This window comes from Gluconobacter sp. P1D12_c (assembly GCF_018812105.1).
GTDB classification, from domain to species: Bacteria; Pseudomonadota; Alphaproteobacteria; order Acetobacterales; family Acetobacteraceae; genus Gluconobacter; species Gluconobacter oxydans_A.
The window spans coordinates 133,498-159,972 of sequence record NZ_JACSIQ010000005.1 but is presented as its reverse complement, the minus strand read 5'-3'; the positions used below and the strand labels follow the sequence as shown (position 1 = coordinate 159,972).

Below are 26,475 nucleotides of genomic sequence, written 5' to 3'. Positions count from 1 at the left end.
CCTCCGTGCCTTGCGATCCGCTCGTGACGGTCGCATTTTGTCCCGACCAGTTTTGAGATTGAGGATCGGGCGGTAGACATGGATGATAGTTCGCGTGGGATTGTTCTTTATGACAGTGAAGATTTCAAACATCTAAGAACGGTCGGTCATCTTGCAGCGGCAACGCTGGATATGATCACCGAGCATGTGCAGCCGGGCGTTACGACGGAAGAACTCAACACTCTTATTCATGAGTTCACTCTGGCTCACGGTGCCACGCCGGCTCCCCTGAATTATCATGGCTTCCCGAAATCCTGCTGCATTTCGATCAACCATGTTGTGTGTCACGGCATCCCCGGTGAGAAGAAGCTGGCCAACGGCGATATCGTCAATATTGACGTCACGTCCATTCTGGATGGCTGGTACGGGGACAATTCCCGGATGTACATCGTCGGTAAGGCCCCCAAGAAAGCTGAAAAACTGGTTGAGGTGACGTATGAGTCCCTCATGCTTGGTATTGAGCAGGTCAAGCCAGGCAAGACGCTGGGCGATGTCGGCCATGCCATTCAGGCCCATGCGGAAAAGAACCGCTTCTCCATCGTGCGCGATTTTTGTGGGCATGGCATCGGCCGGGACTTCCATGCCGCTCCGAATGTTCTGCATTACGGAAAGCCAGGGCAGGGCGTAAAGCTCGTACCGGGAATGGTTTTCACCATTGAGCCGATGCTGAATATCGGCAAACCTGAAGTGAAAATTCTTGATGATGGCTGGACAGCTGTCACGCGTGACCGGACGCTGTCTGCACAATTCGAGCATATGATTGGCGTGACGGACGACGGATGTGAAATCTTCACGCTGTCCCCGAAAGGTTACAACAAGCCCCCATACGGAGCTGGCGCATGAAAAAACTCTTTGCCCTGATTGTCGCGGGCCTGACGGGGGGCACGGCGCTGGCTGCTCCCACGGCAGCCCCTTTGAGCTCTGCCCATGATCCACTGGCCTTTGGCCCGGATCATACCTCCCCGGGCGTTCTAGTCTCTGGCAAGCATGGCATGGTGGTTTCTGCCCAGCATCTCGCTTCTGATGCTGGTGCCAAAATCCTGGCGGAAGGTGGCAATGCCATCGACGCTGCGGTAGCCGTTGGCTATGCGCTGGCTGTCGTTTATCCCGCTGCAGGGAACATCGGGGGTGGCGGCTTCATGACGATCCGCCTGAAATCCGGGCAGACAGTGTTTGTGGACTTCCGGGAGCACGCTCCGGGTGCTGCGACAGCCACCATGTATCAGGATGCGTCTGGCAAAGTCATTCCGGGGCTTTCAACGGAAGGCTGGAAAGCAGTTGCCGTTCCGGGGACTGTCGCAGGCTTGGATACGATCCTTCAGAAGTGGGGGCATTTGCCACGGGCAAAAGTCATGGCTCCAGCCATAGCGCTCGCCCGTGATGGATTTGTGCTCAATGAAGGCGACGTGCAGCTGCTCGACACGTCCACGAAGTATTTTCGTCAGGACCCATACGCACGTTCTATTTTTCTGCGCCCGGACGGATCGTCCTTTCAGCCTGGAGACCGGCTGATTCAGAAAAACCTGGCCAATTCTCTTGAGCTGGTCGCCAAGATTGGTCCGAAAGCGTTCTACGAAGGTCCGATCTCTGCTGAAATCGTGCGGGCCAGTGAAGAAGGTGGTGGCCTTCTGAAGCCGTCAGATTTCACGAACTATCATATCCGGTTTCTTGAGCCGATCCGCTGCACCTATCGTGGGTACACGATCGACACGGCACCCCCTCCGAGTGGTGGTGGCATCGCGCTATGCGAAATTCTGAACATTCTTTCCGGCTACGATATGCACGCCCTTGGCCTGCACACGGCGGCATCTGCTCAGCGTGAAATTGAAGCCATGCGACATGCGTACTCGGATCGACGCGATCTCGGGGATCCGGCATTCGTCAAGAATCCGATCGAGCACCTGAATGATCCGGCATATGCCGCACAGGTCAGGGCAGGGATCCCGCTTGATCAGGCATTGCCGTCCAGCACCCTCCGCGCAGGTGAAGCGCTTCCGGTTAAAGCTGCCCAGGCTGCTCCTGACACGCAGGAAAAGCACGAGACGACCCAGTTCTCGGTGTTGGACAAGAGCGGCATGGCCGTTTCCGCGACATATACTCTGAACGGGTGGTTCGGCTCGGGTGTCATGGGTGGCAACACCGGCATCTGGCTGAATGACGAGATGGATGATTTCTCGGCCAAGCCGGGCGCATCCAATATGTTTGGGATCGTGGGGTCAGAAGCCAACGCCATTGCGCCGGGCAAGACACCGTTGTCGTCCATGTCACCGTCGATTGTTTCCAAGGATGGCAAGGTGATTATGGTGATCGGCAGCCCTGGCGGTTCCCGCATCCCGACGATCACACTCTCGGCCATTCTGGGGGTGCTCGATTACGGGTTGGACATCCGTCAGGCCGTGGATCTGCCGCGAATCCACGAGCAGTGGGAGCCATCTGCTGTGGAACTGGAACCGGGTGCCTTGACGGACAACGTGATGGATAAGCTGAAATCCGAAGGATATGCGCTGTCTCTGCACCGGCCATGGGGTGTGGCAGAAGGTATTCTTGCGGACCGTCCAAGCCTCTCTGCACACAAAACCGGGCTCATTTATGGGGCTGCTGATCCGCGTCATGCAGGGGGTGAAGCCGCGGGTGAATGATAGGGGGTTGTCAGACACCCCTATCTCCGTGTTAGGAGAGCGCCGGGAGGTCGGCTTTGGACGGATACCTTGCCAACCCGGTCAGGTCCGGAAGGAAGCAGCCGCAGTGAGTTTTATCCGGGTTAAATGTCCGGCCTCCTACCTAGTGCAGCCTGTGGGCGCAGCAGTTTTACTGCCAGGCGCCCCGGTGCAAGACCGACAGAGTGCGGTCTCATTTCCCGCTCTGACGGCTTTCCAGTTTCATGACTGACGATATCGACGATCTTCCCCTGCCGCCTGAGAGCGGTGGTGGCTTCTTTGGTGAAGCCCCGGCCGAGCAGGTTCCAGTTCCTGTTCAGGCAGAAAAAAGCACGCCTTATCGTGTCCTTGCCCGAAAATATCGCCCCCAGACACTCGATGACCTGATTGGTCAGGACTCGCTGGTACGAATCCTGCGTCGTGCGTTCGAGCTGAAGCGTGTGGCGCATGCGTTCATGCTGACGGGTGTGCGCGGCGTGGGGAAAACCACGACTGCCCGAATTATCGCACGCGCCTTGAACTGCATTGGGCCAGACGGGAAGGGCGGGCCGACCGCGGAGCCCTGTGGCGTCTGTGCAAACTGCACCGCCATCCTCGCAGACCGGCATCCGGACGTTCTGGAAATGGATGCAGCGTCTCGCACGGGCGTTGATGATGTGCGTGAAATCATTGAGGCGACCCGTTTCCGCCCGATGCAGGCGCGCATGAAAGTCTTCATCATCGATGAAGTGCACATGCTCTCTCGCAATGCGTTCAATGCCCTGTTGAAGACGCTGGAAGAGCCTCCGTCACAGGTCACGTTCATTTTTGCCACGACAGAGTTGCGGAAAGTTCCGGTGACGGTGCTGTCCCGCTGTCAGCGGTTTGACCTCCGGCGCGTGCCTCAGGCGCTGCTGACCGAACATTTCGGGCGTATTGCCGAAAAGGAAGGAGCCACTCTTTCCGAAGACGCTTTGGCGCTCATTGCACGTGCAGCTGATGGCTCGGTCCGTGACGGACTATCTCTGCTGGATCAGGCGATTGCACAGGGTGCGAGCGACGCCGATGCCGTGTCAGACATGCTTGGTCTGGCAGATCGTGGACTGGTCTTTGATCTGCTTGATGCCCTTATGGCCGGCAAGGCAGCAGAGGCCCTGGACCTTACCGATCAGGCCTATGCGCGTGGTGCTGATCTCGGCGTTCTCCTGACGGATCTTCTGGATCTTCTGCATCTTGTTTCCCGTCTCAAGGCGATGCCGGGCCTTCGTGAAAGCCGGGACCTTCCAGAAGCCGAAAGACTGCGTGGTGGCGTGCTGGCAGACAGGCTCTCAACCAGCAGTTTGGGACGAGCCTGGCAGATTCTTCTGAAAGGTGTGAACGAAGTCGAATCCGCACCGGATCGTCGTCAGGCGGCTGAAATGGTTCTGATCCGACTGTGCCACGCCAGCCTTCTACCAACGCCTGACCGTCTGATCCGTCAGTTGACCGAAGGCGGGGTCGATCTCTCCTTGCCATCAGGCCCTTCGGGTGGAGCAGCTCCGTCCGGAGAGATATCGTCTGGGTTGCAGCCTGCGCCTGTGCTGTCGACGTCCGTATCGCCCACTGACACGGGTGGCCCTCGTGCGCATGTCCGTCTGGTGGCCAATGGCGGCGAAATTATTGAGCCGGGTTATGCGCAAGCCGCTCCTGAGCTGGCCCCGGAGCCCGAACTTCCTCCGCCCCCGCCACGAACATGGCGCGAGATGGTCGCTCTGGTTTGGGACAAGCAGCCGCAGTTGCATGGGGTTCTGCGCTCGTCGGTGCATCTGGTACGTTTTTCACCCCCCGATGTGCAGGTTCGCCTGGAAGACCAGCACACCAAGGCGGACCGTCTCCTTCAGAATTTTCTTGAAGAGATGTTTCCCGGCCAGTGGCGCATCAGTCTTTCCACAGCCGAAGGTGAGCCAACCCTGGACGAACAGGGTGCGGAGGTGGTGGCCATCAACCGCGCAATGGTTGAGGCACACCCGTTGGTCCAAGCCATTCTTGACGCTTTCCCCGGTGCGAAAATCGGCGATGTGCAAGACCACTCTCTTGATGAATACGGTCTTCCACCCGAAATAACCGCACCATTGACGGAGGACTCTCCTCCGGATCTGGAATTCGCGCCTCTGGACGCTGATTTCCTTGATGAAGATGATCTGAACTGAAAGACCAGGAGACGTTATGAAGAACCTTGCAGGACTGATGAAGCAGGCCAGCCAGATGCAGTCCAAAATGGAAGAGGCCCAGAAAAATCTGGCAAATCTGACGGTAGATGGTTCGGCTGGCGCTGGTCTCGTGACGCTTCAGCTTACGGGTAAAGGCGAAATGCGTGGTCTGAAAATTGATCCGAAGCTGGCCGATCCAAACGAGATGGAAATGCTGCAGGATCTGATCGTGGCAGCCTATACGGATGCCAAGAACAAGGCTGAAGCAGCCAGCTCTGAAGCCATGCGTGACGTTACGGGCGGTCTGGATCTGCCGCCGGGTCTGAAGCTTCCGTTCTGATCTGAATAGTTTTTCTGCGGGCGTCACATCATGATGATCAGCAATGACATCGAGCAGCTGATTTCCATGCTGTCTCGCCTGCCGGGGCTCGGCCCAAGGTCAGCCCGTCGCGCTGCGCTCAGTTTGCTGCGGCAGCCGGAGGCGCGGATGTTGCCTTTGGCGCATCTCATGGAACGGGCTGCTACAAGCGTCCGCACATGCTCCCTTTGTGGCAATCTCGACACCATTGATCCCTGCCACATCTGTACGGACTCAACCCGTGATGGCGGTCTGGTGTGCGTGGTCGAAACTGTAGGCGATCTGTGGGCCCTTGAACGTGCTGGCGTACATCGCGGGGTCTATCAGGTTCTGGGTGGGACGTTATCGGCGCTTGCCGGTCTCGGACCCGAAGATCTGAATGTCTCTTCTCTGTTGGACCGTATTGCCGAAGGTGGCGTGAGAGAGGTTATTCTGGCTCTTGGTGCAACAGTCGAGGGGGCGACCACAGCGCACTGGCTTCAGGAGAAACTGGCATCAACGGGCGTGGTCGTCAGTCGTGTCGGACATGGTGTTCCTATGGGGGGCGCTTTGGATGTGCTGGATGATGGCACGTTGGCCGCCGCCCTGATTGCACGACGCGCATTATGATTTCCGCTCTGGTCCCCCGTACGGCGATTGTGACTGGTGGTGCGCGTCGGATTGGCCGGGCGCTGGTTGAAATGCTGGCCGGGCAGGGTTTTTCTGTTGCCATTCATTATCGCGACAGCAAAACAGAAGCGCTGGATCTGCTCGATCACATTGGCGGCCGCGGATGTGTGATTGGCGCAGATCTGTCGTGTGAAGCGGATGTGAACAGGCTGGCTGCTGAAGCAGTTCAGCAGCTTGGTCCGATCGGTGTGCTCATCAACAACGCTTCAGCCTTCATTCGTGATGAAGTCGAGACTGTAACTCGCGAAAGCTGGGACCAGCATCTTGAGCCGAATCTGAGGGCTCCGTTCGTCCTGTCTCAGGCGATGGCAGCAGCCCTGCCAGCAGAGGCTGAAGGGCTGATTTTGAACATGCTGGATCAGCGTGTCTGGAATCTGACGCCGCATTTTATCAGCTACACCGTGTCCCGAGCAGGCTTGTGGACACTGACACAAACGCTTGCGCTGGCACTGGCACCGCGTATTCGCGTTAATGCCATTGGCCCAGGGCCTGTTCTGCCAACAGTAGGTCGACAGTCTCAGGAGCATTTTGACAGGATGTGCGCGCAAACGCCTCTGAAGCGCGGGTCGTCTCCCGAAGAAATCGCTGAAGCCGCGCTCGCGCTTTTTTCTCTCCCATCCGTCACGGGGCAAATGCTGGCCATGGATGGCGGGCAACACCTGAACTGGTCGCCCGCACGATAAATCAGGGTTAAGGTTTCAGCGCACCAGGCAGATAATCTTCTACAACCAGAGAAATTGGTGCGTTGTCTGAAGCGCGTCTGAGGACCGCACGGTTTTCGAGCACGATTCCTGTGGCGTTATTTGGAAAACGTGTTTCGAGTCGCTGGCGATGAAAATTCGTCTTCGAGACAGCTTTGCCAAAAGGCGTATCTGTTGTTTCCAGCAGATGGTTCATGTCATCTGTCAGGCGTTCCGGCACATACCAGTTCCAGGCATCAGAGAGCGGGACATCCCCACATAGAAGCTGAACGTGACGTGTGCGAACCTGCCGAGGGTCCGAGACCTCCAGAAGACGCAGGGTTTCCTGTGAAGGCTGCTCTCCAACGGGGAGGCGCACAACGCGAATGGGAACGGAGCAATGCTCCTGAAGAACTGCTGTTGCGCTGGGATGACGCTCCAGGCGGTCCTTTAATGCACGAACGGCTGCGCCATCCGGGGACAAGGCGTCTCCCGGACCGGCACAGCCGCTCAATACTGCTGCAAAGGAAAGAGCACGGACGACCTTAGTGGTCGTCGCGGTCGTCCTTGTCAGTCGAAACTTCGATGTCGTTCGAGAGATCATCGTCATCATCCAGATCGTCGTCTGCTGCGATGACATCGTCATCTGCATCATCGTCCGTGTCCAGATCGACGTCTACATCATCCTCGTTCTCGTCCTTCGGAGCGTTCGGATCTTTCTCCTCAGGCAGCGGTCCTTCGCTACGCTTGAGACGGCCGATATCGTTCGGCTGGGTGGTGCCACATTTCGGGCACACCGTAGGGACGCGGTTCAGGTCATAGAAGCGGGCGCCGCACTCAACGCACGTCCGTTTTAGACCGAGTTCGGGTTTTGCCATGTTGCGCAAGCCTGCCAATGCCTCGGATAAGGAACGCGGCCATGCCAGCTTGTTTCCGCCATGTCAAACTCCAAGTGTCCCGAAATCTGCATGAGGGGACGTATTTCAGGGTGATTGACACACAGGAATGACCCTCGCATGAAAGTGCACATGCAAGCGCGACCTCTGACAGTTTCCGCGTCCCCGAAGGGACTTTCCGGCCGTACCCTCGTACCGGGTGACAAATCCATCAGCCATCGTTCGCTGATGCTGGCCTCCCTCGCACATGGCCGCACGAAGGTTTACGGCCTTCTGGAGGGTGAAGACGTTCTGCGCACTGCAGACGCCATGCGCGCGCTGGGTGCGACGATCACGCGTGACGGCGCCGTCTGGACCATTGACGGCCGTGGCGTCGGTGAGCTGACGGAGCCGGCAGATGTGCTGGATATGGGGAATTCCGGGACAGCAGCGCGGCTTCTGTCCGGTATTCTTTCCTCCCACCAGATGAACAGCGTCATGACCGGGGATGCTTCCCTGCGCTCCCGTCCAATGCGTCGGGTGATGGACCCGCTTTCGAAGAATGGTTCCGAGTTTTTGTCCCGTGAGGGGGGGCGTTTGCCGATGGCCGTGCGTGGCAATGGTCAGGCGAAACCGCTTGAATATCGTCTGCCGGTCGCTTCTGCGCAGGTGAAATCAGCAGTTCTTCTGGCCGGGCTGAATGCGGTTGGCCGGACGGTTGTGGAAGAGCCTGTCGCCACCCGCGATCATACAGAAAATATGCTCCGTCATTTTGGCGTAGATGTTGATGTTTCCATTCTGGATGCTGGTGGACGCCGAATCGAGCTGACCGGACCAGTGAAGCTGACCGCACGGGACGTGACAGTTCCGGGTGATCCGTCGTCTTCTGCATTCCCGCTTGTGGCTGCGCTGCTGGTTCCTGGTTCCGATCTGCTGATTGAGAATGTTGGTTTGAACCCGCTTCGGACGGGTCTGTTCACCACTCTGCTCGAAATGGGTGCTGATCTGACCATTGAAAACGAGCGCATTGAGGGTGGCGAGCCTGTAGGCGACCTTCGCGCACGATACAGCAAGCTCAAGGGTGTGGATGTGCCGCCACAGCGCGCACCGTCCATGATTGATGAATATCCCGTTCTGGCCGTTGCCTGTGCTTTTGCGGAAGGTTCCTCCCGTCTTCGCGGTCTGGAAGAACTTCGGGTGAAGGAAAGTGACCGTCTGGCGGCTACGGTTTCCCTGCTCAATGTGAATGGTGCTGAAACTGAAGTGGTTGGCGATGACCTGATTGTTCGTGGTTTTCAGGACCCACTGGGTGGTGGAACTGTAACGACGCATATGGATCATCGTCTGGCCATGAGTGGGATTGTCTTTGGTCTGGCGGCGCAGAAGCCGGTTCATATTGATGATACGGCCTTCATTGAAACCAGCTTCCCCGGTTTCGTTGATCTCATGAATGGTCTGGGTGCGGATATCCGGGCATGAGCCGTCCGCTCGTCATTGCCGTTGATGGGCCAGCAGCTGCCGGAAAGGGGACGCTGGCCAAGGCGCTCGCCGACCGACTGTCCTTGCCCTATCTGGATACGGGCCTCCTGTATCGTGGGGTTGCAAGGCGCATGATTGATGCCGGTCTTGACCCTGCGGGCGATGCTTCTGCACAGGCGGAAGCGCTTGAGCAGGAGGATCTGCGGAGAGCTGATCTGCGCGTTCCGGAAATTGATAGGGGTGCCTCGCTGGTAGCTAGCCAGCCTGCTGTGCGTGAGGCTCTTCTGGAGCGTCAACGTGTGTTCGCCGCCCAAACAGGGGCCGTTGTTGATGGACGGGATATCGGCACAGTTGTTTTCCCGGATGCGGACGTGAAGTTTTTCATCACGGCCTCCCCAAGGGCGCGGGCCCTTCGTCGCCATCGCCAGTTGCACGGGGACGCAGCGATTGCAGAGGCTGAACTGGACGCTGCAATCGCTGAGATCATCGCGCGTGACTCGCGGGATTCTTCGCGGGATACTGCGCCTCTGGTGCAGGCCGCAGATGCGCTTCTGATTGAGACGGATGAGCTTTCTGCAGAGCAAGTGCTTGAAAAGGCGCATGAAGAAATCAGGCGGCGCATAACTCGGATCTGAGTTGCGGTATCTGCCCGTCTGACACCTGTTTTTTTATTGACAGAGCGCCTGCGGAAGGTGTTGTTGCGGGTTAGCACCTTGCCCGAAGGGGGAAAGTGTCGTCCGTCACACGTTTTGCGTGCGGGCCATAATTTAACGGACCCGGTCTGACCTTTTGAGGCAGCGGGGAGTCGTCATGCCAGATTTCGATCCGCGTGGCGCAGACGTGGATGATCGGTTTCAGGCCGAAAATCCGGGAATATTGTATTTACATGGCTTCAGCCACACAGGCCCCTGCCGCTCACGGCATGGAAGATTTTGCTGCCCTCCTCGAAGAGACCCTGGGCCGCGACACCGGTTTTGACGGCTCCGTCGTCACTGGCCGCGTGATCCGTCTGACCGACGAATTCGCTATCGTTGATGTTGGTCTCAAGAGCGAAGGTCGCGTTTCCCTTAAGGAATTCGGCCCGCCAGGCACCGCTCCGGACGTAAAGCCGGGCGACGTTGTCGAGCTGTATGTCGAGCGTTACGAAGACCGTGACGGTTCCATCGTTCTTTCCCGCGAGAAGGCTCGTCGTGAAGAAGCATGGACCGCTCTGGAGCGTGCCTTCGGCAACAACCAGCGCGTCAACGGCACGATCTATGGTCGCGTCAAGGGTGGCTTCACGGTTGATCTCGGCGGTGCAATGGCGTTCCTTCCGGGCAGCCAGGTTGATATCCGTCCGGTTCGTGACGTCGGCCCGCTGATGGGTCAGCCGCAGCCGTTCCAGATCCTGAAGATGGATCGCGCACGTGGCAACATCGTTGTGTCGCGTCGTGCCGTTCTTGAAGAGACCCGTGCAGAGCAGCGTTCCGAGCTGATCCAGGGCCTGAAGGAAGGCATGATCCTTGACGGCGTCGTCAAGAACATCACCGACTACGGTGCGTTCGTTGACCTCGGCGGCGTTGACGGCCTCCTGCATGTCACCGACATCGCATGGAAGCGCATCAACCACCCGTCCGAAGCTCTGCAGATCGGTCAGCCGGTTCGCGTGCAGGTCATCCGCTTCAACCCGGACACGCAGCGTATCTCCCTCGGCATGAAGCAGCTTGAAGCTGATCCGTGGGAAAACGTCGCCATTAAGTACCCAGCTGGTGCCCGTTTCACGGGTCGCGTCACGAACATCACCGACTACGGTGCATTCGTCGAGCTGGAGCCGGGCGTCGAAGGTCTGGTGCACGTTTCCGAGATGTCCTGGACGAAGAAGAACGTCCATCCGGGCAAGATCGTCGCTACTTCCCAGGAAGTCGACGTCATGGTTCTGGACGTAGACAGCTCCAAGCGTCGTATTTCGCTTGGTCTCAAGCAGGTTCAGCGCAACCCTTGGGAGCAGTTCGAAGAAGAGCACAAGGTTGGCTCTGTCATCGAAGGCGAAATCCGCAACATCACCGAGTTCGGTCTGTTCATCGGCCTCTCCGCAGACATCGACGGCATGGTTCACATGTCCGACCTGTCTTGGGACGAAGCTGGCGAAGCAGCCATGGCGAACTACGAGAAGGGTCAGGTCGTTAAGGCCAAGGTCCTCGACGTGGATCCTGAGAAGGAGCGCATCTCCCTGGGCATCAAGCAGCTTCAGGAAGATCCGGCAGCCGACACCCTGTCCCGCATCCAGAAGGGTGCTGTTGTGACCTGCGTCGTTACGGCAGTTCAGGCAAACGGTATCGAAGTGAAGGTCGACGATCTGCTGACCGGCTTCATCCGTCGTGCGGAGCTGGCTCGTGACAAGGCTGAGCAGCGTCCGGAGCGTTTCGCAGTTGGCGAAAAGGTCGATGCGAAGATTGTTTCCGTTGACCGTGCTTCCCGCAAGCTCGCCCTGACGATCCGCGGCCGTGAGGTCGAGGAAGACAAGGCTGCGATCAGCGAATACGGTTCTTCTGACTCGGGCGCTTCCCTGGGTGACATTCTGGGTGCGGCAATCCGTCGTCGTACTACAGACGTCTGAAGAGACTGAAAATCAGATAACTTTTGTTGTCATGATTTTAGAAAAGGGCCGCGCAAGCGGCCCTTTTTTGTATTTGAGATGTAATGATCTTCTTTCTTGTAAGGGGCTTTTGTTGCTGTAAACCTTCAGGTAAGAATTGAGTATCGTAATGGCAGCGGTCTTGTGGTCTCTTGCCCGGAAGACTGATTGCGTCGGTTTGAGATGGGAGTGGGCGTTTTGCGCTCAGGAGATTGATGGCGGTTATTTACAACACAAATTACACCCACAATCCCAATTCCTACCTTACGCTGGCGGTTGAACGAGCTGCCCGTTCTCTATTTGGTAATGACCAGGTTGTTGTCGCTGACAATATGTCACTGGCTAGTATTGCTGCTTCCGGTGAACATGATGTTCTGATCTGTCTGGACGCCCAGCGGATTAACCTTCCACTGATCCGTCGGGTTCGGCCTGCATTCAAGACTTTGATTCTGTGGACCTTTGAAGACCCGTTCATGCGGGACTTCAACGTTGAGAATGCTGGTCTTTTTGATTTCGTCTTTACGAATGATCCCTCCTGCGCCGAATACTACCACGGCAAGGGACATTACCTTCCTCTGGCAGCGAGCCGCTCCATTCATGAGCGTAAGGTTCTTCCGGCTGCTGAGCTGGAATATGATATCTTCTTTGCTGGCACGATGTGGCCGAACCGCGTCCAAACCCTGCGACGCGTGATTGCTGCCTTCCCGGATGCCAAGCTGAAGCTTGTTTGCCCTGGTAACGAATACCTGCCGCCGCTCCCCGCAGATCTCGCGGCGCTTGCGATCCAGCGCCCGATCAGCCACGAAGCGTTCATTGACTTTGCGAATGTCAGCGCTGTCACTCTGACGATGTTCCGTGATTACGCCAGCCATGGCGACGTCAGCCAGGCGACAGCTCCGGGACCACGCTTTTTCGAACTTGCTCTGGGCGGTACGGCACAGGTTGTCGAAGCGCCGGAAAGCATGGGTAGCGAGCATTTCGATACGGTCGAGGGAATCAGCCTTGCGCGTGATCCTGATGGTGTCGTGGATGCTGTCGCCCGCATCCTGAACAACAAGAGTACACGCCGCAAAGCCGCGCAGGCCTCCCAGAAGTCAGTGCTGGCGCATCACCTGTACGAGCATCGTCTCGAGAAAATGCGTGATATTACGGGGGCTGATTTTGGCCGTCGCAAAGCCGCTGACATTGTGCCGGTCGAGCGTCGCCGTCGTCTGCGGGTGCTGATGTGCACGCATTCCACAATTCATGAGCAGGCGTGGGGCGGTGTTGAAGTTTACCAGCAGGCACTTTGTTCCCTGCTTGGACGCGACGTCGAGTTTTTCTACTGGCTGCGTCGTGGCACGTTCTGCCGTCTGACGACTGCAAGTGGGCAGGAACTCGAACGCTTTGACGTGCCCGAAGTGGGCTGGCAGGACGCGATGTGCGATGCGCCTGAAGAAATGGCGTTTTCGAGCGTAATCAGTCAGTACAATATGGACATCGTCCATTTCCAGCATCTTGGACATCACGCACTTTCATTGCCCATCCTTGCCAAGGCCAATGGTGTGGGCGTGGTTTTCTCCGCGCATGACTTCTGGCTGGTCTCGGCTCGTTACAACCTGCTGAACCATGAACTGCGTTATGTGGAAGATGAGGTCCGTTCAGTCCTGTCAGCAGATATCACGCTGAAGGCTTCTGAGAATGTTGATCATGGTGGTGAACAGACGCGTCGGGCTTTTGTCGCCAAGATGCTTCACTCTGTTGATGCCATCATGTTCGGGACACAGCACTCTCGTGATCTGACGCATGAGATCTATCCGATCCTCAACGAAAAAATCAGTCTGATCACGGGTATCCCGAGCCCTGAGAACACTGTGCCCGTCAAGCCGAAGAGCTATGCTCCGTTGGGTGACGCGCCTCTGAACGTTGCGATTGTCGGTAACTTCCTGCGAACCAAGGGTGCAGATACGATCCTGAGCCTGATCGAGATCGCTCATCCGGATCATTTTGTCTTCCACATCTTCGGTTATGTGCACCCCGAGTACGAAGCTGTTCTGAACGCAAGCAGCCGCTCGAATGTGAAGCTCTATGGCCGTTATGACATGGGTGACATCGAGGCCCTGAAAAAGGCTGATGTCGCACTTAACCTGTCGATCTGGCCGGAAACTTACTGCATTTCCCTGTCTGAAGCCTGGCAGAACGGACTGATCCCCATTGTGACCGATGTTGGCGCTCTGGGGGATCGTGTTGAAGATGGTGTCAACGGTTTCAAGGTTCCCATCAATCGCCCAAGCATGGTTCTGGAACGTCTCGAACTTCTACGTTCTTCCGAGCCTGTGCGTAAAAAGATTATGGCAAACATTGGTCCGCATCTTTGGACGCATGCCCGCGACTATGCGGACGGTTTGTTGAAGCTTTATCAGGATGTCGTGCCACGTCGTCCGATGGGCGTTGCGGATCTTCGTCTGGATGCAGGGCAGGTACATCTTCTACCGCACGCATCATGGCGTCATCAGGCTCCGCCGCGTCATATTTTTGATCCGCCGACCATGCGTGATCTCTCTGTCGAGCTCCCCATTCCCGTGTCGGACTGGTTCTCCATTCAGGGGGCTGAATGCTACATTGACGACGTTTGTCATCATGTTTTTGCCACGAGCGAGGACGAAGATTTCAAGGGCGCTGACGAATTCCATATCCGTGGCTGGTTCCTGCTTCCAGGTGTCAGCACTGCGGGTCGGATGCTGACTGTGCTGATTGAAGAAGGCGCGGACAGTCCGTTGATCTTCCTTGAATGCGAACGTGAAATTCGTGGTGACATTGTTGAAATGTTCAATGGATCTCCGCGTCGTTCAGGGTTCTCTGGTAAGACCGCCCTGCGTGGAAAATGGTGTGAAGGTCGTTTCCGTGTTGGTCTGATCAATGTCATCAACGGTCAGGCAGCCTTCCAGCTGACGTCTATTCAGATCGAAGTCGAGGGCGGCAAGATTGACGCGATCCATCGCTCAGCTCCTTCGAATGACGTGATTATTTCTGACTTCAATCGTGTTTCCCACAGCGATGGACTGCTCCGCGGCATCAAGCTGGCTGGTTTCCAGAAGAATGAACTGCATCCGTATGGCAGTGGTATGCTGGAAAACTTCATTGACGAATTTACAGGAGTCATTGGAGAGCCGGTTCAGGAGATTGAGCCGTTTGGAAGTATCTTTGTTCGCGGCTGGGCTTTCCTGAAGAGCCTGTCTCGCGCAGGGCAAATTTACGTTGGCCTGATTCAGACCGAGCGTGACGAAGTGACGTTGTTCGCAACAGACCGTATTGCGCGTCAGGACGTGGCAGGCGTGCATCGTGATGCTCCGCTCTGTGCAGGTTTCTCAGGTAAACTGAGCCCGATGCAGGGTTATGCCCGCCCGATGGATGGCGTTTATCGTGTCGCGCTGATCAATGTGACCGGAGATGTTTTCGGAACGCATATTACGGATCTGGTTGCTACGTTTGATGGTGGACGGATTGTATCGACAGGCCGTGAAGGTCTGACGCCGGAGCAGGCTGAGCGCTCGGAGCGGCTTTTGAATGAGAAAGCCATAGCCTGAACCTGGGGGTCAGTTTTTTATGTCCGATCCGGTTCCTGAGTCTTCTCCCGCTGCGCGCGAGCCTCGCTGGCGCCAGTTTGATGCGCAGTGGTATCTTCTGCGCTATCCGGAGGTTGGGGACTGGATGCGCGATGAAGGTCATCAGGATCTTCATGCGTTTTATCTGGAGACGGGCCAGCGCTACGGTCATTCTCCTAACCGGTATTTTGACGAGATCTGGTATCGGGAAACCTATGCAGATGTCCGCCGGGACCTGATCCAGGAAAAATACCGGTCAGGCTTTGAGCACTATTGTGCCGAGGGCTATCATGGTCATTCGGCACACTGGCTGTTTGACGAAGTCGATTATCTTCGCCGTTATCCGGAACTGACCCGACGCTCCTTGCAGGAGCAAGGGTTCTCCAACGGCTATGATCATTATCTTGAAGTTGGCGAAGCGCGCTATTACAGCGGGCATCGTTTTTTCGATGATGAACTCTGTCGCCGGCTTGCCTTACGTTATCCCGATTATTTTGATAGCCGGATTGGCCTGTTTGCATCGTGGCTCAGCCTCCCGTCTGATATTGCGGATGCGGGGCGTGTCTCCTGGTATTTTGATCCGGTCTGGTATCTGAAGCGCTATCCGGACGTTCGGCGTGATATTGCTGAAGGGCGCTATAGCAGTGCGCTTCATCATTATCTCACCAATGAAACACCGCGGCTCTTTGATCCGCAGGAAATGTTCTCCGAGCGCTTCTACGCAGACACTCATCCAGATGTTGTCGCCTGTCTGGACATGGGCTCCTTCCGCAATGGCTATGAGCACTTTCTGCTGTTCGGGGCTCATGAGGGGCGTGCGCCTGAAGCCGGTGTGGATCTTGCCGCTCATGTGAGCCGTCCCCAGGTCCGTAACGACGTGCGGAACCATCTTTATGACAGCCCTTTTGCTCATCTGGTTGCGGCCAGAATGGGTGAGGGGCAGCGTGCTTCGCTGGTCGAAACCCCTGAGATTGAGGAAAGCCAGTCCCGGCAGGTGTTCGAGCGGGAAGCGGAAGCGCTTCTTCCGGCATTGGCTCGCCATCCGCTGGATTTTACGGTCGTGGGCGTGCCGGAACTCAGTGTCATTGTCGTGGTCTATGACCGGATTGCGCTGACAATGCAGGCTCTGGCTTCATTGCGTGCAAATTACTCCGGGGCCATCCAGCTTATCGTTGTGGACTCTGGTTCACACGATCAAACACGTCGTCTGGACGAAATGGTTCACGGCGCCAAGATCTTGCACTTCAGGTATAACATTGGGTATCTGGAAGGCTGCAATGTAGCTCTTGCAGAAGTTGATGCGCCGTTTGTTCTTTATTTGAACAACGATCTACGGCTCTATCCAAACAGTGTTGCACATGCCTTGCAGCGTCTCCGTTCAAGCGATGATATTGGTGCGGTTGGTGCAAAGCTCATTCGCTCAAATATGCGCTTGCAGGAAGCTGGCTCCATCATCTGGCGTGATGGCGCAACGTATGGATATCGCCGGGAGGATAGTCCGAATCTTCCTGAAGCAAATTTTGTCCGCGACGTAGATTACTGTTCGGCAGCTTTTCTCATGGTGCGATCATCCGTTCTAATTCAGCTCGGTGGTTACGACCTGCGATATCGTCCTGCTTATTTTGAAGATACGGATCTGTGTGTGCGTATTCTCAAAATGGGTGCGCGGATTGTTTATGATCCTAATGTCGTGGTGGAGCACCTTGAGTACGGCAGTTCCGGCCCTGTAGGGTCTCAGACGCTGATCCACGCTAATTTGCGCATTTTCTCGCGGGCTCATCAGGATTTTTTGCGACAGCAGCAGCCCGCTCATATTCGAAATGCGGTGCAGGCGCGGGAGCGTCGTTCAGATCGGAAGCATATCCTGTTCATTGAAGACCGCCTTCCTTTGAGGCGTCTCGGTTCCGGGTATGTCCGTTCCAATGATGTAGTGCGGGCTATGGCGGGGCTGGGATACCAGGTCACCGTGTTTCCCCTTCTCCCAAGAGACCAGAGTGAACTGGACCTGTTTGGAGATTTCCCGGAGACGGTAGAGCTGATCGCGGATCAGCATCTTTCCACCTTCCCGGATTTTATTCAGGCGCGTGCCGGATATTACGATCTGGTATGGGTTGGCCGCACGCACAACATGGCGCGCCTCCTACCTATCATGAACGAGGCCAGCCGCTATCTGCCGACAGCGGGTGCGGTACTGGATACGGAAGTGATTTCCACGCCACGCACGCTGGAACGCATCAAGGTGCTCGATCTGCCGAAGCCGGCATTGAGCTTTGATGAGATGCTTCGGCGCGAACTGGAATGTGCTCATTACTGCCAGCAGATCGTCGCAGTGACTGAGCAGGATGCAGATCTGGTGCGTCGTGCCGGGTATGACAATGTTTCCGTGCTGGGACACGAAATGAGGACCCGTCCGACGAAGGCCGCATTCGATGCCCGGAGCGATATTCTTTTCCTTGGCGCCCTGCATGATGAAGGCGCGCCGAATCATGACAGTCTGGAGTGGTTTGTAGGGGAGGTTCTGCCTGCTCTGGATCATCTTCTGCCATCAGACGTTCGGTTCACGATTGCAGGCTTCATTCATCCCTCCGTGGATGTGAGTGCGTTTGCGCGGCATCCGCGTGTAGAGATTGTTGGTCCGGTGCATGATCTGGCACCGCTGTTCAACAGGCATCGTGTCTTCGTTGCGCCTACGCGGTTTGCGGGTGGTTTGCCTTTCAAGGTGCAGGAAGCTGCCGCATTCGGTGTGCCAATGGTTGTGACGACGCTTCTGGCGGACCAGGTGGGCTGGAAAGACGATGTTGAGTTGCTGTCTGCACCTGCCGATGATGCCAAAGAATTTGCGTCTGATGTCGCCCGTCTTTATCAGGACAGCACACTCTGGGCCCGACTGAGAAGTGAAGCACTAAAGGCGGTAGAGCGGGACTGTGCACCAGCGCGGTTCCGGCAGGATCTGTCAAAGATCCTTGAGGCGTGTATAGCTTGAAGACGCCACGCACCCGGGGCATGAAGTTTAAGGAAACAGGTGAGGCTATGTCGACAGAAGTGAAAGATCGTTCCTCTGAAACGGAGCGGAAAGTGTCTGGCCTGACCGGACGTGTTCTGGTGTGCAGTGGAGGCCGCTATGAAAGTCAGGCCAATGCCCAGATCCGTGAATCGATCATGGATGGATGGGCTGAGTGCTTTGGCGAAGAGAATGTTACGGCTGTCCACATTTCTGCGGCAGCAGCGTCCATCAAGATCCTGAAGCCAACGATTGTTTTTGCCATCGGGTCATATCTGCCGGAAAGCACCTATTTTGGCGAGGTCTGCCGTGAGGCCAAGAAAATTGGCGCTGTGACGGTTTTCTGGGCCACAGAAGACCCCTATGAGCAGGATGCGAACTATCGTATCGCCGATGACTTCGATGTCGTTTTCTCCTGTGATCGCTGGGGCCATAACTTCTATCAGCGTGATCTGGTGTTCCACCTTCCGCTGGCTGCAAGCCCGAGCCTGCATTACATGCCAATTGAAGAGAATGTCGAAAAGACGATCGATGTTCTGTTCTGCGGCGTGGCGTTCACGAGCCGTAAGGACATTGTCCGCAATCTGCTTCCGGTTCTGCGCAATCTGAACATCAAGATTGTTGGTCCTGGCTGGGGCGAACTAGGTATTGGTTTCTCGGATGCCCGTATTGAAAAATCCCAGCTGGTTGAGCTGTATCGCCGTTCCAAGCTGGTGTTGAACCTTGGCCGTTCACTCCACTTCGAGAACAAGCGGTTTGTGATTGCTCCTTCCACGCCTGGCCCGCGGACGTTCGAAGCCGCTCTGGCAGGCGCGTTTCAGGTCTTTCATGAAGATACGCATGAGCTTCGTCGGTATTATAATGCAGACGAAATTCCAGTCTTCTCAAACCGGATCGATTTTGAGCGGCTTGTGGAGAAGTATATCGGAGATGATGAAGCCCGTCTGGCTATGAGCCGTAAGGCACAGGCCAGAACCATGGAGCAGCATCTTTACAAGCACCGTATCCAGCAGGCCCTGTCGGTTCTTCAGGCTGAGGGCTTCCTTGGCTGAAAAGCGACTGGAATTTGTGATTTCATTAAAAGCCGGGCTGTTGTGCCCGGCTTTTTTGTAAGGATATTCGGAGATGCAAACCATCTGGCTTATGGCGTTGTTGCTGATCGCTGCATTTCTGGAGGTCGGCGGTGATGCCCTCGTTCGAACTGGCTTGCATACAGCCGGTCTGGGACGTGTGGGCTTTATATCAGCCGGTGCGCTTGTGCTGCTGATTTACGGAATAACCGTCAATCTTCCCGACTGGGACTTCGGGCGATTGATGGGCGTCTATGTCGCACTGTTTTTTATCGCAGCTCAGGTCGTGGCGTATTTTGCTTTTGGTCAGACCCTGACCTTACCTGTCTGCATCGGTGGACTGCTGATCGTCTCAGGTGGTGTTCTGATGACGGTCTGGCGTTGAAGGGATCAGGCCGGAAAATGAGTATCCCGGCCTGAAGTAGAGCGTTTACTTCGGCTGTGGGCCAAGGACGATCTGTGCAAGATCATCCGGGCGAACCCACTTGCTGAACGCGGCCTGCACCTGCGCAGGTGTCATGTCGTAAATCGCCTGTGCTGCTTCTGCTGGCGCATTCAGGGGCAGCCCCAGATCAATCAGATCCAGATAGCTGCCAGCCAGAGCGCCAAAGCTGGCGCGTGCCATGGGCTGGCGACGCAGCAGAGACGCCTTGGCCAGATCCAGACTTTCCTGAGAGACAGGCTGGCTGCGCATATCCTGCACATCCTTGATTGCCAGGGCGCGTGCCTTGTTCACCTTGTCAGGGTCCGCACCGAAGCTGATGCCGAAGGAGCCGCGGGTCCGGGAGTAACTGAAGGCACTTCCGGCCCCGTACACATAACCCGTGCGAACGCGCAGATCCTGCATCAGGCGGGAAGAGAACCCATCCCCAAGAATTTCGTTTCCGACAGCCAGAGCATGACGATCAGGGTCCGTGACCTTCATGCCAATGGTCTCCACGAGTTTCACGTCATCCTGTGACCGTCCCGGATCTGCGACAACAGCCTGAGAGGCCTTGCTGAGAGGAATGGACGGCAGATCAACGACAGGGGCAGGGCCTTCAGCCTTCCAGCCGCCAAAAGCCTTTTCAACCTGTTCATGAGCATCTTCAGGGCTGATGTCCCCGACAACCACAATCGTCGTCAGGTCCGGGCGATATGTGGCGGTGTAATAGGCTTTGACGTCAGCGAGCGTAATTTTGCTCAACGTAGCTGGAGTGGCCTCGCGAAGGGTCGGGTCAGTTGCAGGGACGAGTGCCCGGCGCGTGGCACGGCCAAAGCGGTAGGTTGGAGATTGAAGCTCACCCGCACGGGCCTGAATGGCTTCCATCTGCGTGACATGGAAGGCCTTTTCCGGGAAGGCAGGGTGCAGTTCGTGCTCTGCCAGCAGGGACAGGCCCTTACTGAAATTTTGGGTCAGTGTGCTGAGACTGAAACTAGGGCCAGCGCTTTCATCTGCCGAGATGTCATCAAGCGCGCTGGCAAGGGCCAGACGGTCATGAGAGGTGCTGCCATACAGGAACATGTCAGACGTCAGGCCAGCAACGCCTTCCTTGCCAGCAGGCTGCTGCAGGGATGCATTCTGCCGGATGGAGCCGATCAGCTCGACCGTATGGCTGACATGCTCGGGCTGGACCAGAAGGTGCAGACCATTCGAAAGCGTATAGGCCTTGGGAAGAGGTGCGGCGGCCGGAATGCTCAATCGTGCGAGGGCTTCTTCCGCCCATGCGGGGAGGCTGACTTTGCCTGATGGTGGTGTGTTGAAAGACTCTGCGCCGCCAAATCCTTTACCGCCAATGGCTTTGCCCTTTTCACTCGGCGTCAGGGTGGCGCTGATGGCGTGTTGTGGATCAAGGAGCATTTTGGCCAGCTCATCCACCTGTGCCTTCGTGACGTTCCGGAAGGCCGCGATCATATCATCCGGGCTTTCAAGATGCTGGATGGCGACAGCCTGGGACCAGTTCTCTGCGAGTTCCGAAATGCTATTTGCATTGAACTCCAGAGACGCAATCTCTTTGCGACGGGCTGCTTCAATCAGGTCCGCGGGAATTCCGTTTTTGCGAAAGCCATCCATAAGAGACGCAAGCGTCCGGCGGAGCTCGTCCGGATTTGCTCCCTTGGGGAATCCTGCGTAGGCGACAGCGAGGCCAGCCTGTGCATCCGGGTCATACATGAACCCTGCGTCAAGAGCCTTACCGTCCGGCACCAGACCGAAAAGCACACTGCGCTGGCTGGCAATGGCATCGGCCAGTAGGGTTACGGCAGCATAGTTCGGGTCACGTTGCCCTGGCATCCGCCAGGCCATGGTGACAAGGCCGATGGGTAGATCTGTATCCAACGACAGGGACTGTGCCTTGGCTGGCGTGGGTGTGACAGCCGCGCGGGCTGGAAGTGTAGCCGCTGCAATATTGCCAAAGGCTGCCTGAACTTTCTTCAGGGTGTCCTGCGGGTCCACATCGCCGGTGATAACGAGGATGGCGTTGTTGGGAGCATACCAGGAGTTGTAGAACTGCTTCAGCAGCGGGGCAGTCGTGGCATCGAAAGAGGGACGCGTGCCGAGTGCGTCGTGCTCGTAGGGTGTGCCTGCGTAAAGTGCAGCGCGCACCTGAGAGAGATAGCGGTAGATGGGGCTCGACAGGTCGCGTGAGACTTCCTGCTCGATGGCGCCTCGTTCATGGGCCCACTCTTTTTCTGTGATGTTCAGCCCGCGCATACGACCGGCTTCGATCCGCAGAAGGACATCAAGGTCCGCAGCAGGAGCCTTGAAATAGTATTGGGTGACGTCAGACGTCGTATCGGCGTTATCATTATTGCCGAGCTGAGCGCTGATGGTGGAAAGCTGGTCCCGTGAGAGTGTTTCGGAGCCGTTGAACATCATGTGCTCAAGGGCGTGTGCCGTTCCCGGAAAACCCTTGGGTGCGTTGACGGAGCCCACTTCATAATTGAGCATCGTCTGTACGACGGGTGCCAGAGTATCCCGCACAATCACGACACGCAGGCCATTGTGCAAGGTGGCGCGGGTGACGGAGGCCGGTGCTGCCGTGGCAGCCTGAGGCACCGCAGGGGCAGCACGTGCGCCCGTCAGGAGAGGCGGGGCCAGCATGGAGGCTGCGAGCAGTGTCACACGTGTCAGGCGGGAGAAACCGGGCATAGGTTATTAACTTCCTACGGGTAAAATGTTCTGCCAAGCAGTAAATCGACTGTCAGGGATGCTGTCTACCGAGGGAGGATTGCTGAAGGATGAATAAAAAATCATGTGACGCGGTCAATCAGAGGCCGCTAAGAACAAAACTACTATGACCGCTTCCAATTTTATCGTCCGCTTTGATGACTGGCTGATTGACCGGCTTTTTCAGCCCGTCGCGAACAGACTGCCGTCAGTTCTTCCCGTTGTGCAGTTGGGTATGAGCTTTCAGCTCGGCTCGCTGATGCTGAACGGCGCAGCGCTGCTTCTGCCGATTGTGCTGTTTGGCGCAACGATGGGTGGTGTGGTGGATACATCGCTGATCTGGTTCATGAACCTTGCATTCTTTCTGGGCATGAAAAAAACGATCCCGATGATCCGGCCAAACATGCTGAATCCCCTTCGCCCCATGATGCTGAGCATGCGGATGATCGCCATGGCATTTCTCATTTATCAGCTTTTCCGCAGTCTGGACGGGGTCGGCATTGGCTGGATTCTGTCTCAGCTCATGACACTGTCTCAGCTGACATTTGTGATCGGTCTGTATTTTGTGGCCTGCCAGCCTCAGCCACCCCGACAGCGGATGTCTTCGCGGACGGGCCCTATCATTGAAGGCGTCTGGGCCGGGAACGGTAGTATTCGCTGAAGGAGACGGGCAGTGAGAATCCTTCACTGTCTTCTAACGCGGGAGTTCGCGGGCACTGAGCGTCACGTTGCGGAGCTCGCGAACCAGCAGGCTCTGACACATGACGTGACGGTGCTTCTGGAGCGCCATACCGCTGATCTTCGAACAGGAGGAGATATTGCGCATCACTTTTCACCCTCAGTCCGTATCGTAAGGGCTTATCGCGCAGGATATCTGCCGACATTGACAGCGCTGGTATGGAACGAGACCTTCGATATCATCCATACTCATCTGGGTAAGGCGTCGATCCGGGCAGGGGTTTTGAAGACTCTGGGACTGATGGGGGAGACCCCCGTCATCGGTACACTCCACAATGCTTATCGTGCCAGAACTTATGGAAAGCATGACGGCCTGATCTGCATTGCCCGGTGGCAACAGGCCAGCCTGCCGGCGGGCTGTCGAAACCAGAGCGCAGTGATTGCAAACTGGACCATTCCGTCCGTCCTCTGCCATCCGGAGCGTACCAGACTTCGGGAAGGCTTCCGGCAGGAGCATCGCCTTCCACCGGAAGCTTTTGTGATCTGTGCCGTTGGAAGAATGGTGGAAGAGAAACGGTTTGATTGTCTCCTTCAGGCCTGGAGACAGGCTATTCTGCCACCTGACACGTATCTTGTTCTGATTGGGGACGGCCCAGAACGTGCGCGGCTTGAAAACGTCTGTACCGGTTACAGGGATCGTATCATTTTCGCGGGCTACCGGTCAGATGTGCCGGACGTGTTCTGTGCGTTTGACGGATTTGTTCTGCCCTCCAGACGGGAGCCATTCGGGCTAGTGCTGCTGGAAGCGATGGCGGCAGGATTACCGGTATGCGCGACAGCAGCAGGTGGTGTTCTGGATATTCTTGAAAATGTATCCGACTGTCTGGTTAAGCCGGATTGCATCGACGCTCTTGCCGCCGGGCTTGTGCGCCTGAGGCAGCAGCCGGGCAGAACATGGGACCTGTCCTTCCATGTTCTGGAAGAACAGGCCTTAAAGACAGAGCAGTTCTATCGCCGTTTCTGCTGAGTATCGCGATCAGAGATCGTAGTGTTTGGAGACGTAGCTGGAGAGGCCATTCGGATTGTGCATGATGTGCCAGCTTTCTGAAAAAGACGGCACGAACTGGAACAGGAAGACCAGCAGCGACAGGAAAAACAGCAGCATTCCTTTGCCGACAAACTGGATACGCCGCCAGAAATAGAGTGGCGGGATCAGGATCCAGAATGCAGAGCCGGGACGGAAGCCCGCGGCGAGCAGGGCGCGGCGATCTGTTAGCATGGACGTGAAGATGATCGCAAAGCTGAGAAGAACGGCGATGATGCTGGACTGGCGGTCAGGGATGTTGCCGAACCAGGCCAGAACATTGACGATCATGCTGCTGACGAAGGGGCCAAGAATACTCAACCAGGCCCAGCGGTTCGAGACCCTGCTGGGGGGCAGAGCAGGCGGGACCCCTTCGGGCTGGGGCGGCCAGAACGCGCAACTGCCTGCCGGATGCCATTCCGCACCGAAGGCCTCAGTCCAGCATAGAGTTGAGTGCTCAATACTGCCGGTCGAGATGAGGGCACGCATACCATCTTCAGAAAGCGGGCCTTTGCGGCTTCCGTGTTCTTCGTAAAACCAGCTCACAGTCCGTCCTTGGTTTGGGCAGTTGTCATCATGCTGACAGAATGGCGGCTCAATCTGACTGAAAGAGATGTCTCAGGCAATACTGAAGGCTTCAATCTGCTGGGAAGGGTCAAGTGATGAGAAAATATTCGTTTGGTTTAATGGCTGTTCTTTGTCTGGGGATAAATCCGGCTTTTGCATCAAAGGCCACTAACTTTCAGATCAAACTCGCGTCTCCCACAACAGTTGACCGCCAGACAGTGCTTTATACCTGTCAGGGAAACGGTGATGCGGCCAAGGAGCTTCTCTCACGCCTGCCGCAAAAACGCGTTGCCGTTCAATATATCAATGCAGATGCCATCAGTCTGGCTGTCCTGCCAATTGAAGGGCACACGCAGGTGTTTTCAAACGTCATTGCTGCGGATGGCGCCAAATATGCTGCGGCACAGTATGTCTGGTGGAACAAGGGAAATGACGCGTTCTTTTCCAGTGAGATGGACGACAAAGCACTTGTAACGTGCCATGCCGTTTCAAAATAAAGATATCATGTCGGTATCGTTTCAATTTTTCAGCAAACATGCATGATGCGGGCTTATCACGACTGATAAGGAAAGCAGGTCATGTCCGTTGTCTGCATGCAGGAATTTCTTGAAAAGCTCCCTAAGGCTGAACTTCATGTTCATCTGGAAGGAACGCTGGAAGCGGACTTGAAAATCAAGCTGGCTGAGCGGAATAATCATCCTCTCAGGTCCAGCTCTGCTGAAGAAATTCGACAGGGTTACGTCTACCATGATCTGCCCTCTTTTCTGACGCTGTATTACGAAGGCGTCGAGCTTCTGCAGACCGAGCAGGATTTTCATGACCTCTGCTATGACTATCTGAAAAAAGTCGCGCAGCAGAATGTTCTTTATACTGAGATGTTTTTTGACCCGCAGCTTCACACCCGTCGCGGGATAGCATTTGGAACAGTCATCCGGGGCTTCAATGCCGCGCAGGAGGAAGCAGAGAAGGACTTCGGTATCCGCTCTCACCTCATCATGTGCTTCATACGTGAAATGAGTGCGGATTCTGCCGACGAGACCTTTACCCAGGCTCTCCCTTATCTTGAGAGACCGGGTCGGAGCCGCATTATTGGTGTGGGTCTGGATTCAGACGAAAAGGGTAATCCGCCAGCCAAATTTGCGAAAACATTCGCCCGGGCAAGAGCGCTGGGCCTTCACTTGACCATGCATTGTGATCTCGATCAGCAGAATACGCATGAGCATATCCGGCAGGCTCTTCAGGATCTGGGCAGCGAGCGCCTCGATCATGGACTGAATGTGCTGGAAACGCCCGAACTGATTGCGATGGCTCGGGACAAGGGCGTGACATTCACGCTGTGCCCGTCTCCGAACGATGTCATCAGGCCGGGGCGGTCCCGTCAGGATATTCGGGACATGCTGGCAGCGGGACTGAAAATCACCATCAACTCCGACGACCCGGGTTACATGCAGAGCGTGTATATGACGGAGAGTTTCGCCAAGGCTCAAAGTGCAGCGGACCTGACACAAGACGAACTCATACAGATTAGCCGAAATGCCTTTCAGGCGGCCTGGATTTCGGACGACGAGCGGGCGCTTTATCTCGACGCACTGGAAACATTCGCGCGAAACCATAGGGTTGAGATGTCATCCTGAACGTGGAGCGCAGCGACGTCCCCGAGATTTATGCCCTTTGCCACAGGGCATAAATCTGGAAGTTTAAAAATAAAATCAGGAATTATTATTTATTAAAAAATTCAAATATTTTTTATTATTTCTGATAAATTACCAATAAAGTATAAATTGAGAAACTCAGGTATTAATTA

The 26,475-nt window shown here is 56.1% G+C and carries 21 protein-coding genes and 1 other RNA gene; 18 read left to right on the top strand and 4 right to left on the bottom strand.

The annotated features are described in order from the left end of the window. Positions 1 to 78 precede the first annotated feature (78 nt). The 7 genes from map (at position 79) to KP705_RS07565 (ending at position 6,574) form a co-directional block, all read left to right on the top strand. A complete protein-coding gene (gene map, locus KP705_RS07595) occupies positions 79 to 882 on the top strand; it encodes a type I methionyl aminopeptidase (protein WP_046900141.1) in 804 nt (267 codons plus the stop codon). Further along, positions 879 to 2,678: a gamma-glutamyltransferase gene (ggt, locus tag KP705_RS07590; protein WP_046900140.1), complete on the top strand. Its 1,800-nt coding sequence runs from the start codon at positions 879 to 881 to the stop codon at positions 2,676 to 2,678. Before map ends, ggt begins: the two co-directional genes overlap by 4 nt. A 46-nt stretch (positions 2,679 to 2,724) precedes the next feature. Continuing rightward, positions 2,725 to 2,819, top strand: an RNA gene (gene ffs / locus KP705_RS07585) — signal recognition particle sRNA small type. A gap of 101 nt (positions 2,820 to 2,920) precedes the next feature. Then, positions 2,921 to 4,864, top strand: a complete 1,944-nt coding sequence (locus KP705_RS07580; protein WP_215764259.1) for a DNA polymerase III subunit gamma/tau — start codon at positions 2,921 to 2,923, stop codon at positions 4,862 to 4,864. 16 nt (positions 4,865 to 4,880) lie between these two features. Beyond that, positions 4,881 to 5,204 (top strand): YbaB/EbfC family nucleoid-associated protein, encoded by a 324-nt coding sequence (locus tag KP705_RS07575; RefSeq protein ID WP_046900138.1) that lies wholly within the window; start codon positions 4,881 to 4,883, stop codon positions 5,202 to 5,204. A 33-nt stretch (positions 5,205 to 5,237) separates the two neighbouring features. After that, positions 5,238 to 5,831, top strand: a complete 594-nt coding sequence (gene recR, locus KP705_RS07570; RefSeq protein WP_167386111.1) for a recombination mediator RecR — start codon at positions 5,238 to 5,240, stop codon at positions 5,829 to 5,831. Beyond that, positions 5,828 to 6,574: an SDR family oxidoreductase gene (locus tag KP705_RS07565; protein ID WP_215764258.1), complete on the top strand. Its 747-nt coding sequence runs from the start codon at positions 5,828 to 5,830 to the stop codon at positions 6,572 to 6,574. The genes recR and KP705_RS07565 overlap by 4 nt, the downstream gene beginning before the upstream one ends. A gap of 7 nt (positions 6,575 to 6,581) precedes the next feature. Here the strand turns inward: KP705_RS07565 and KP705_RS07560 are convergent, their stop codons facing one another. Together KP705_RS07560 and KP705_RS07555 are read right to left on the bottom strand one after the other, a co-directional pair. After that, complete coding sequence (locus KP705_RS07560) at positions 6,582 to 7,085, bottom strand: hypothetical protein (RefSeq protein WP_215764257.1); 504 nt, start codon at positions 7,083 to 7,085, stop codon at positions 6,582 to 6,584. Positions 7,086 to 7,116: 31 nt separating this feature from the next. Continuing rightward, entirely contained in the window at positions 7,117 to 7,449 is a 333-nt protein-coding gene (locus KP705_RS07555; RefSeq protein WP_046900134.1) for a TIGR02300 family protein, read from the bottom strand. A gap of 150 nt (positions 7,450 to 7,599) precedes the next feature. Between KP705_RS07555 and aroA the strand changes: the two genes are divergently transcribed. From aroA to KP705_RS07520, 7 genes are all read left to right on the top strand, one after another. Further along, a complete protein-coding gene (gene aroA, locus KP705_RS07550) occupies positions 7,600 to 8,925 on the top strand; it encodes a 3-phosphoshikimate 1-carboxyvinyltransferase (protein WP_215764256.1) in 1,326 nt (441 codons plus the stop codon). Next, the gene (gene cmk, locus KP705_RS07545; RefSeq protein WP_064273607.1) at positions 8,922 to 9,560 is read left to right on the top strand and encodes a (d)CMP kinase; all 639 of its coding nucleotides are present in this window, start codon (positions 8,922 to 8,924) and stop codon (positions 9,558 to 9,560) included. The genes aroA and cmk overlap by 4 nt, the downstream gene beginning before the upstream one ends. 251 nt (positions 9,561 to 9,811) lie before the next feature. After that, positions 9,812 to 11,521 (top strand): 30S ribosomal protein S1, encoded by a 1,710-nt coding sequence (rpsA, locus tag KP705_RS07540; protein WP_046900132.1) that lies wholly within the window; start codon positions 9,812 to 9,814, stop codon positions 11,519 to 11,521. Between the two features lie 233 nt (positions 11,522 to 11,754). Continuing rightward, entirely contained in the window at positions 11,755 to 15,105 is a 3,351-nt protein-coding gene (locus KP705_RS07535) for a glycosyltransferase (RefSeq protein ID WP_064273608.1), read from the top strand. Positions 15,106 to 15,124: 19 nt separating this feature from the next. After that, positions 15,125 to 18,106: a glycosyltransferase gene (locus KP705_RS07530; RefSeq protein WP_046900130.1), complete on the top strand. Its 2,982-nt coding sequence runs from the start codon at positions 15,125 to 15,127 to the stop codon at positions 18,104 to 18,106. A 47-nt stretch (positions 18,107 to 18,153) separates the two neighbouring features. Then, the gene (locus tag KP705_RS07525) at positions 18,154 to 19,176 is read left to right on the top strand and encodes a glycosyltransferase (RefSeq protein WP_046900129.1); all 1,023 of its coding nucleotides are present in this window, start codon (positions 18,154 to 18,156) and stop codon (positions 19,174 to 19,176) included. Positions 19,177 to 19,249: 73 nt separating this feature from the next. Next, the gene (locus KP705_RS07520) at positions 19,250 to 19,579 is read left to right on the top strand and encodes a hypothetical protein (protein WP_046900128.1); all 330 of its coding nucleotides are present in this window, start codon (positions 19,250 to 19,252) and stop codon (positions 19,577 to 19,579) included. Positions 19,580 to 19,624: 45 nt separating this feature from the next. On the opposite strand, the gene KP705_RS07515 is transcribed toward KP705_RS07520, so the two are convergent. Continuing rightward, positions 19,625 to 22,324, bottom strand: a complete 2,700-nt coding sequence (locus tag KP705_RS07515; protein WP_046900127.1) for a pitrilysin family protein — start codon at positions 22,322 to 22,324, stop codon at positions 19,625 to 19,627. Positions 22,325 to 22,469: 145 nt separating this feature from the next. Here KP705_RS07515 and KP705_RS07510 point away from each other — a divergent pair, with 145 nt between their 5' ends. After that, positions 22,470 to 23,003: a hypothetical protein gene (locus KP705_RS07510; RefSeq protein WP_046900126.1), complete on the top strand. Its 534-nt coding sequence runs from the start codon at positions 22,470 to 22,472 to the stop codon at positions 23,001 to 23,003. 12 nt (positions 23,004 to 23,015) lie between these two features. After that, a complete protein-coding gene (locus KP705_RS07505) occupies positions 23,016 to 24,047 on the top strand; it encodes a glycosyltransferase (RefSeq protein WP_046900125.1) in 1,032 nt (343 codons plus the stop codon). 9 nt (positions 24,048 to 24,056) lie between these two features. Here KP705_RS07505 and KP705_RS07500 read toward each other — a convergent pair whose 3' ends face one another. After that, positions 24,057 to 24,650 (bottom strand): DUF4339 domain-containing protein, encoded by a 594-nt coding sequence (locus KP705_RS07500; protein ID WP_046900124.1) that lies wholly within the window; start codon positions 24,648 to 24,650, stop codon positions 24,057 to 24,059. Positions 24,651 to 24,766: 116 nt separating this feature from the next. Here KP705_RS07500 and KP705_RS07495 point away from each other — a divergent pair, with 116 nt between their 5' ends. Continuing rightward, the gene (locus tag KP705_RS07495) at positions 24,767 to 25,168 is read left to right on the top strand and encodes an MliC family protein (RefSeq protein WP_232309128.1); all 402 of its coding nucleotides are present in this window, start codon (positions 24,767 to 24,769) and stop codon (positions 25,166 to 25,168) included. A gap of 81 nt (positions 25,169 to 25,249) precedes the next feature. Further along, a complete protein-coding gene (gene add / locus KP705_RS07490) occupies positions 25,250 to 26,305 on the top strand; it encodes an adenosine deaminase (RefSeq protein ID WP_215764255.1) in 1,056 nt (351 codons plus the stop codon). Positions 26,306 to 26,475 lie beyond the last annotated feature (170 nt).

What these genes read in the sequence shown, in the direction of transcription:
- map (WP_046900141.1), top strand. Translation starts at nt 79, where the DNA reads ATGGATGATAGTTCGCGTGGGATTGTTCTTTATGACAGTGAAGATTTC.
- ggt (WP_046900140.1), top strand. Translation starts at nt 879, where the DNA reads ATGAAAAAACTCTTTGCCCTGATTGTCGCGGGCCTGACGGGGGGCACG.
- KP705_RS07580 (WP_215764259.1), top strand. Translation starts at nt 2,921, where the DNA reads ATGACTGACGATATCGACGATCTTCCCCTGCCGCCTGAGAGCGGTGGT.
- KP705_RS07575 (WP_046900138.1), top strand. Translation starts at nt 4,881, where the DNA reads ATGAAGAACCTTGCAGGACTGATGAAGCAGGCCAGCCAGATGCAGTCC.
- recR (WP_167386111.1), top strand. Translation starts at nt 5,238, where the DNA reads ATGATCAGCAATGACATCGAGCAGCTGATTTCCATGCTGTCTCGCCTG.
- KP705_RS07565 (WP_215764258.1), top strand. Translation starts at nt 5,828, where the DNA reads ATGATTTCCGCTCTGGTCCCCCGTACGGCGATTGTGACTGGTGGTGCG.
- KP705_RS07555 (WP_046900134.1), bottom strand. Translation starts at nt 7,449, where the DNA reads ATGGCAAAACCCGAACTCGGTCTAAAACGGACGTGCGTTGAGTGCGGC.
- aroA (WP_215764256.1), top strand. Translation starts at nt 7,600, where the DNA reads ATGCAAGCGCGACCTCTGACAGTTTCCGCGTCCCCGAAGGGACTTTCC.
- cmk (WP_064273607.1), top strand. Translation starts at nt 8,922, where the DNA reads ATGAGCCGTCCGCTCGTCATTGCCGTTGATGGGCCAGCAGCTGCCGGA.
- rpsA (WP_046900132.1), top strand. Translation starts at nt 9,812, where the DNA reads ATGGCTTCAGCCACACAGGCCCCTGCCGCTCACGGCATGGAAGATTTT.
- KP705_RS07535 (WP_064273608.1), top strand. Translation starts at nt 11,755, where the DNA reads ATGGCGGTTATTTACAACACAAATTACACCCACAATCCCAATTCCTAC.
- KP705_RS07530 (WP_046900130.1), top strand. Translation starts at nt 15,125, where the DNA reads ATGTCCGATCCGGTTCCTGAGTCTTCTCCCGCTGCGCGCGAGCCTCGC.
- KP705_RS07525 (WP_046900129.1), top strand. Translation starts at nt 18,154, where the DNA reads ATGTCGACAGAAGTGAAAGATCGTTCCTCTGAAACGGAGCGGAAAGTG.
- KP705_RS07520 (WP_046900128.1), top strand. Translation starts at nt 19,250, where the DNA reads ATGCAAACCATCTGGCTTATGGCGTTGTTGCTGATCGCTGCATTTCTG.
- KP705_RS07515 (WP_046900127.1), bottom strand. Translation starts at nt 22,324, where the DNA reads ATGCCCGGTTTCTCCCGCCTGACACGTGTGACACTGCTCGCAGCCTCC.
- KP705_RS07510 (WP_046900126.1), top strand. Translation starts at nt 22,470, where the DNA reads ATGACCGCTTCCAATTTTATCGTCCGCTTTGATGACTGGCTGATTGAC.
- KP705_RS07495 (WP_232309128.1), top strand. Translation starts at nt 24,767, where the DNA reads ATGAGAAAATATTCGTTTGGTTTAATGGCTGTTCTTTGTCTGGGGATA.
- add (WP_215764255.1), top strand. Translation starts at nt 25,250, where the DNA reads ATGTCCGTTGTCTGCATGCAGGAATTTCTTGAAAAGCTCCCTAAGGCT.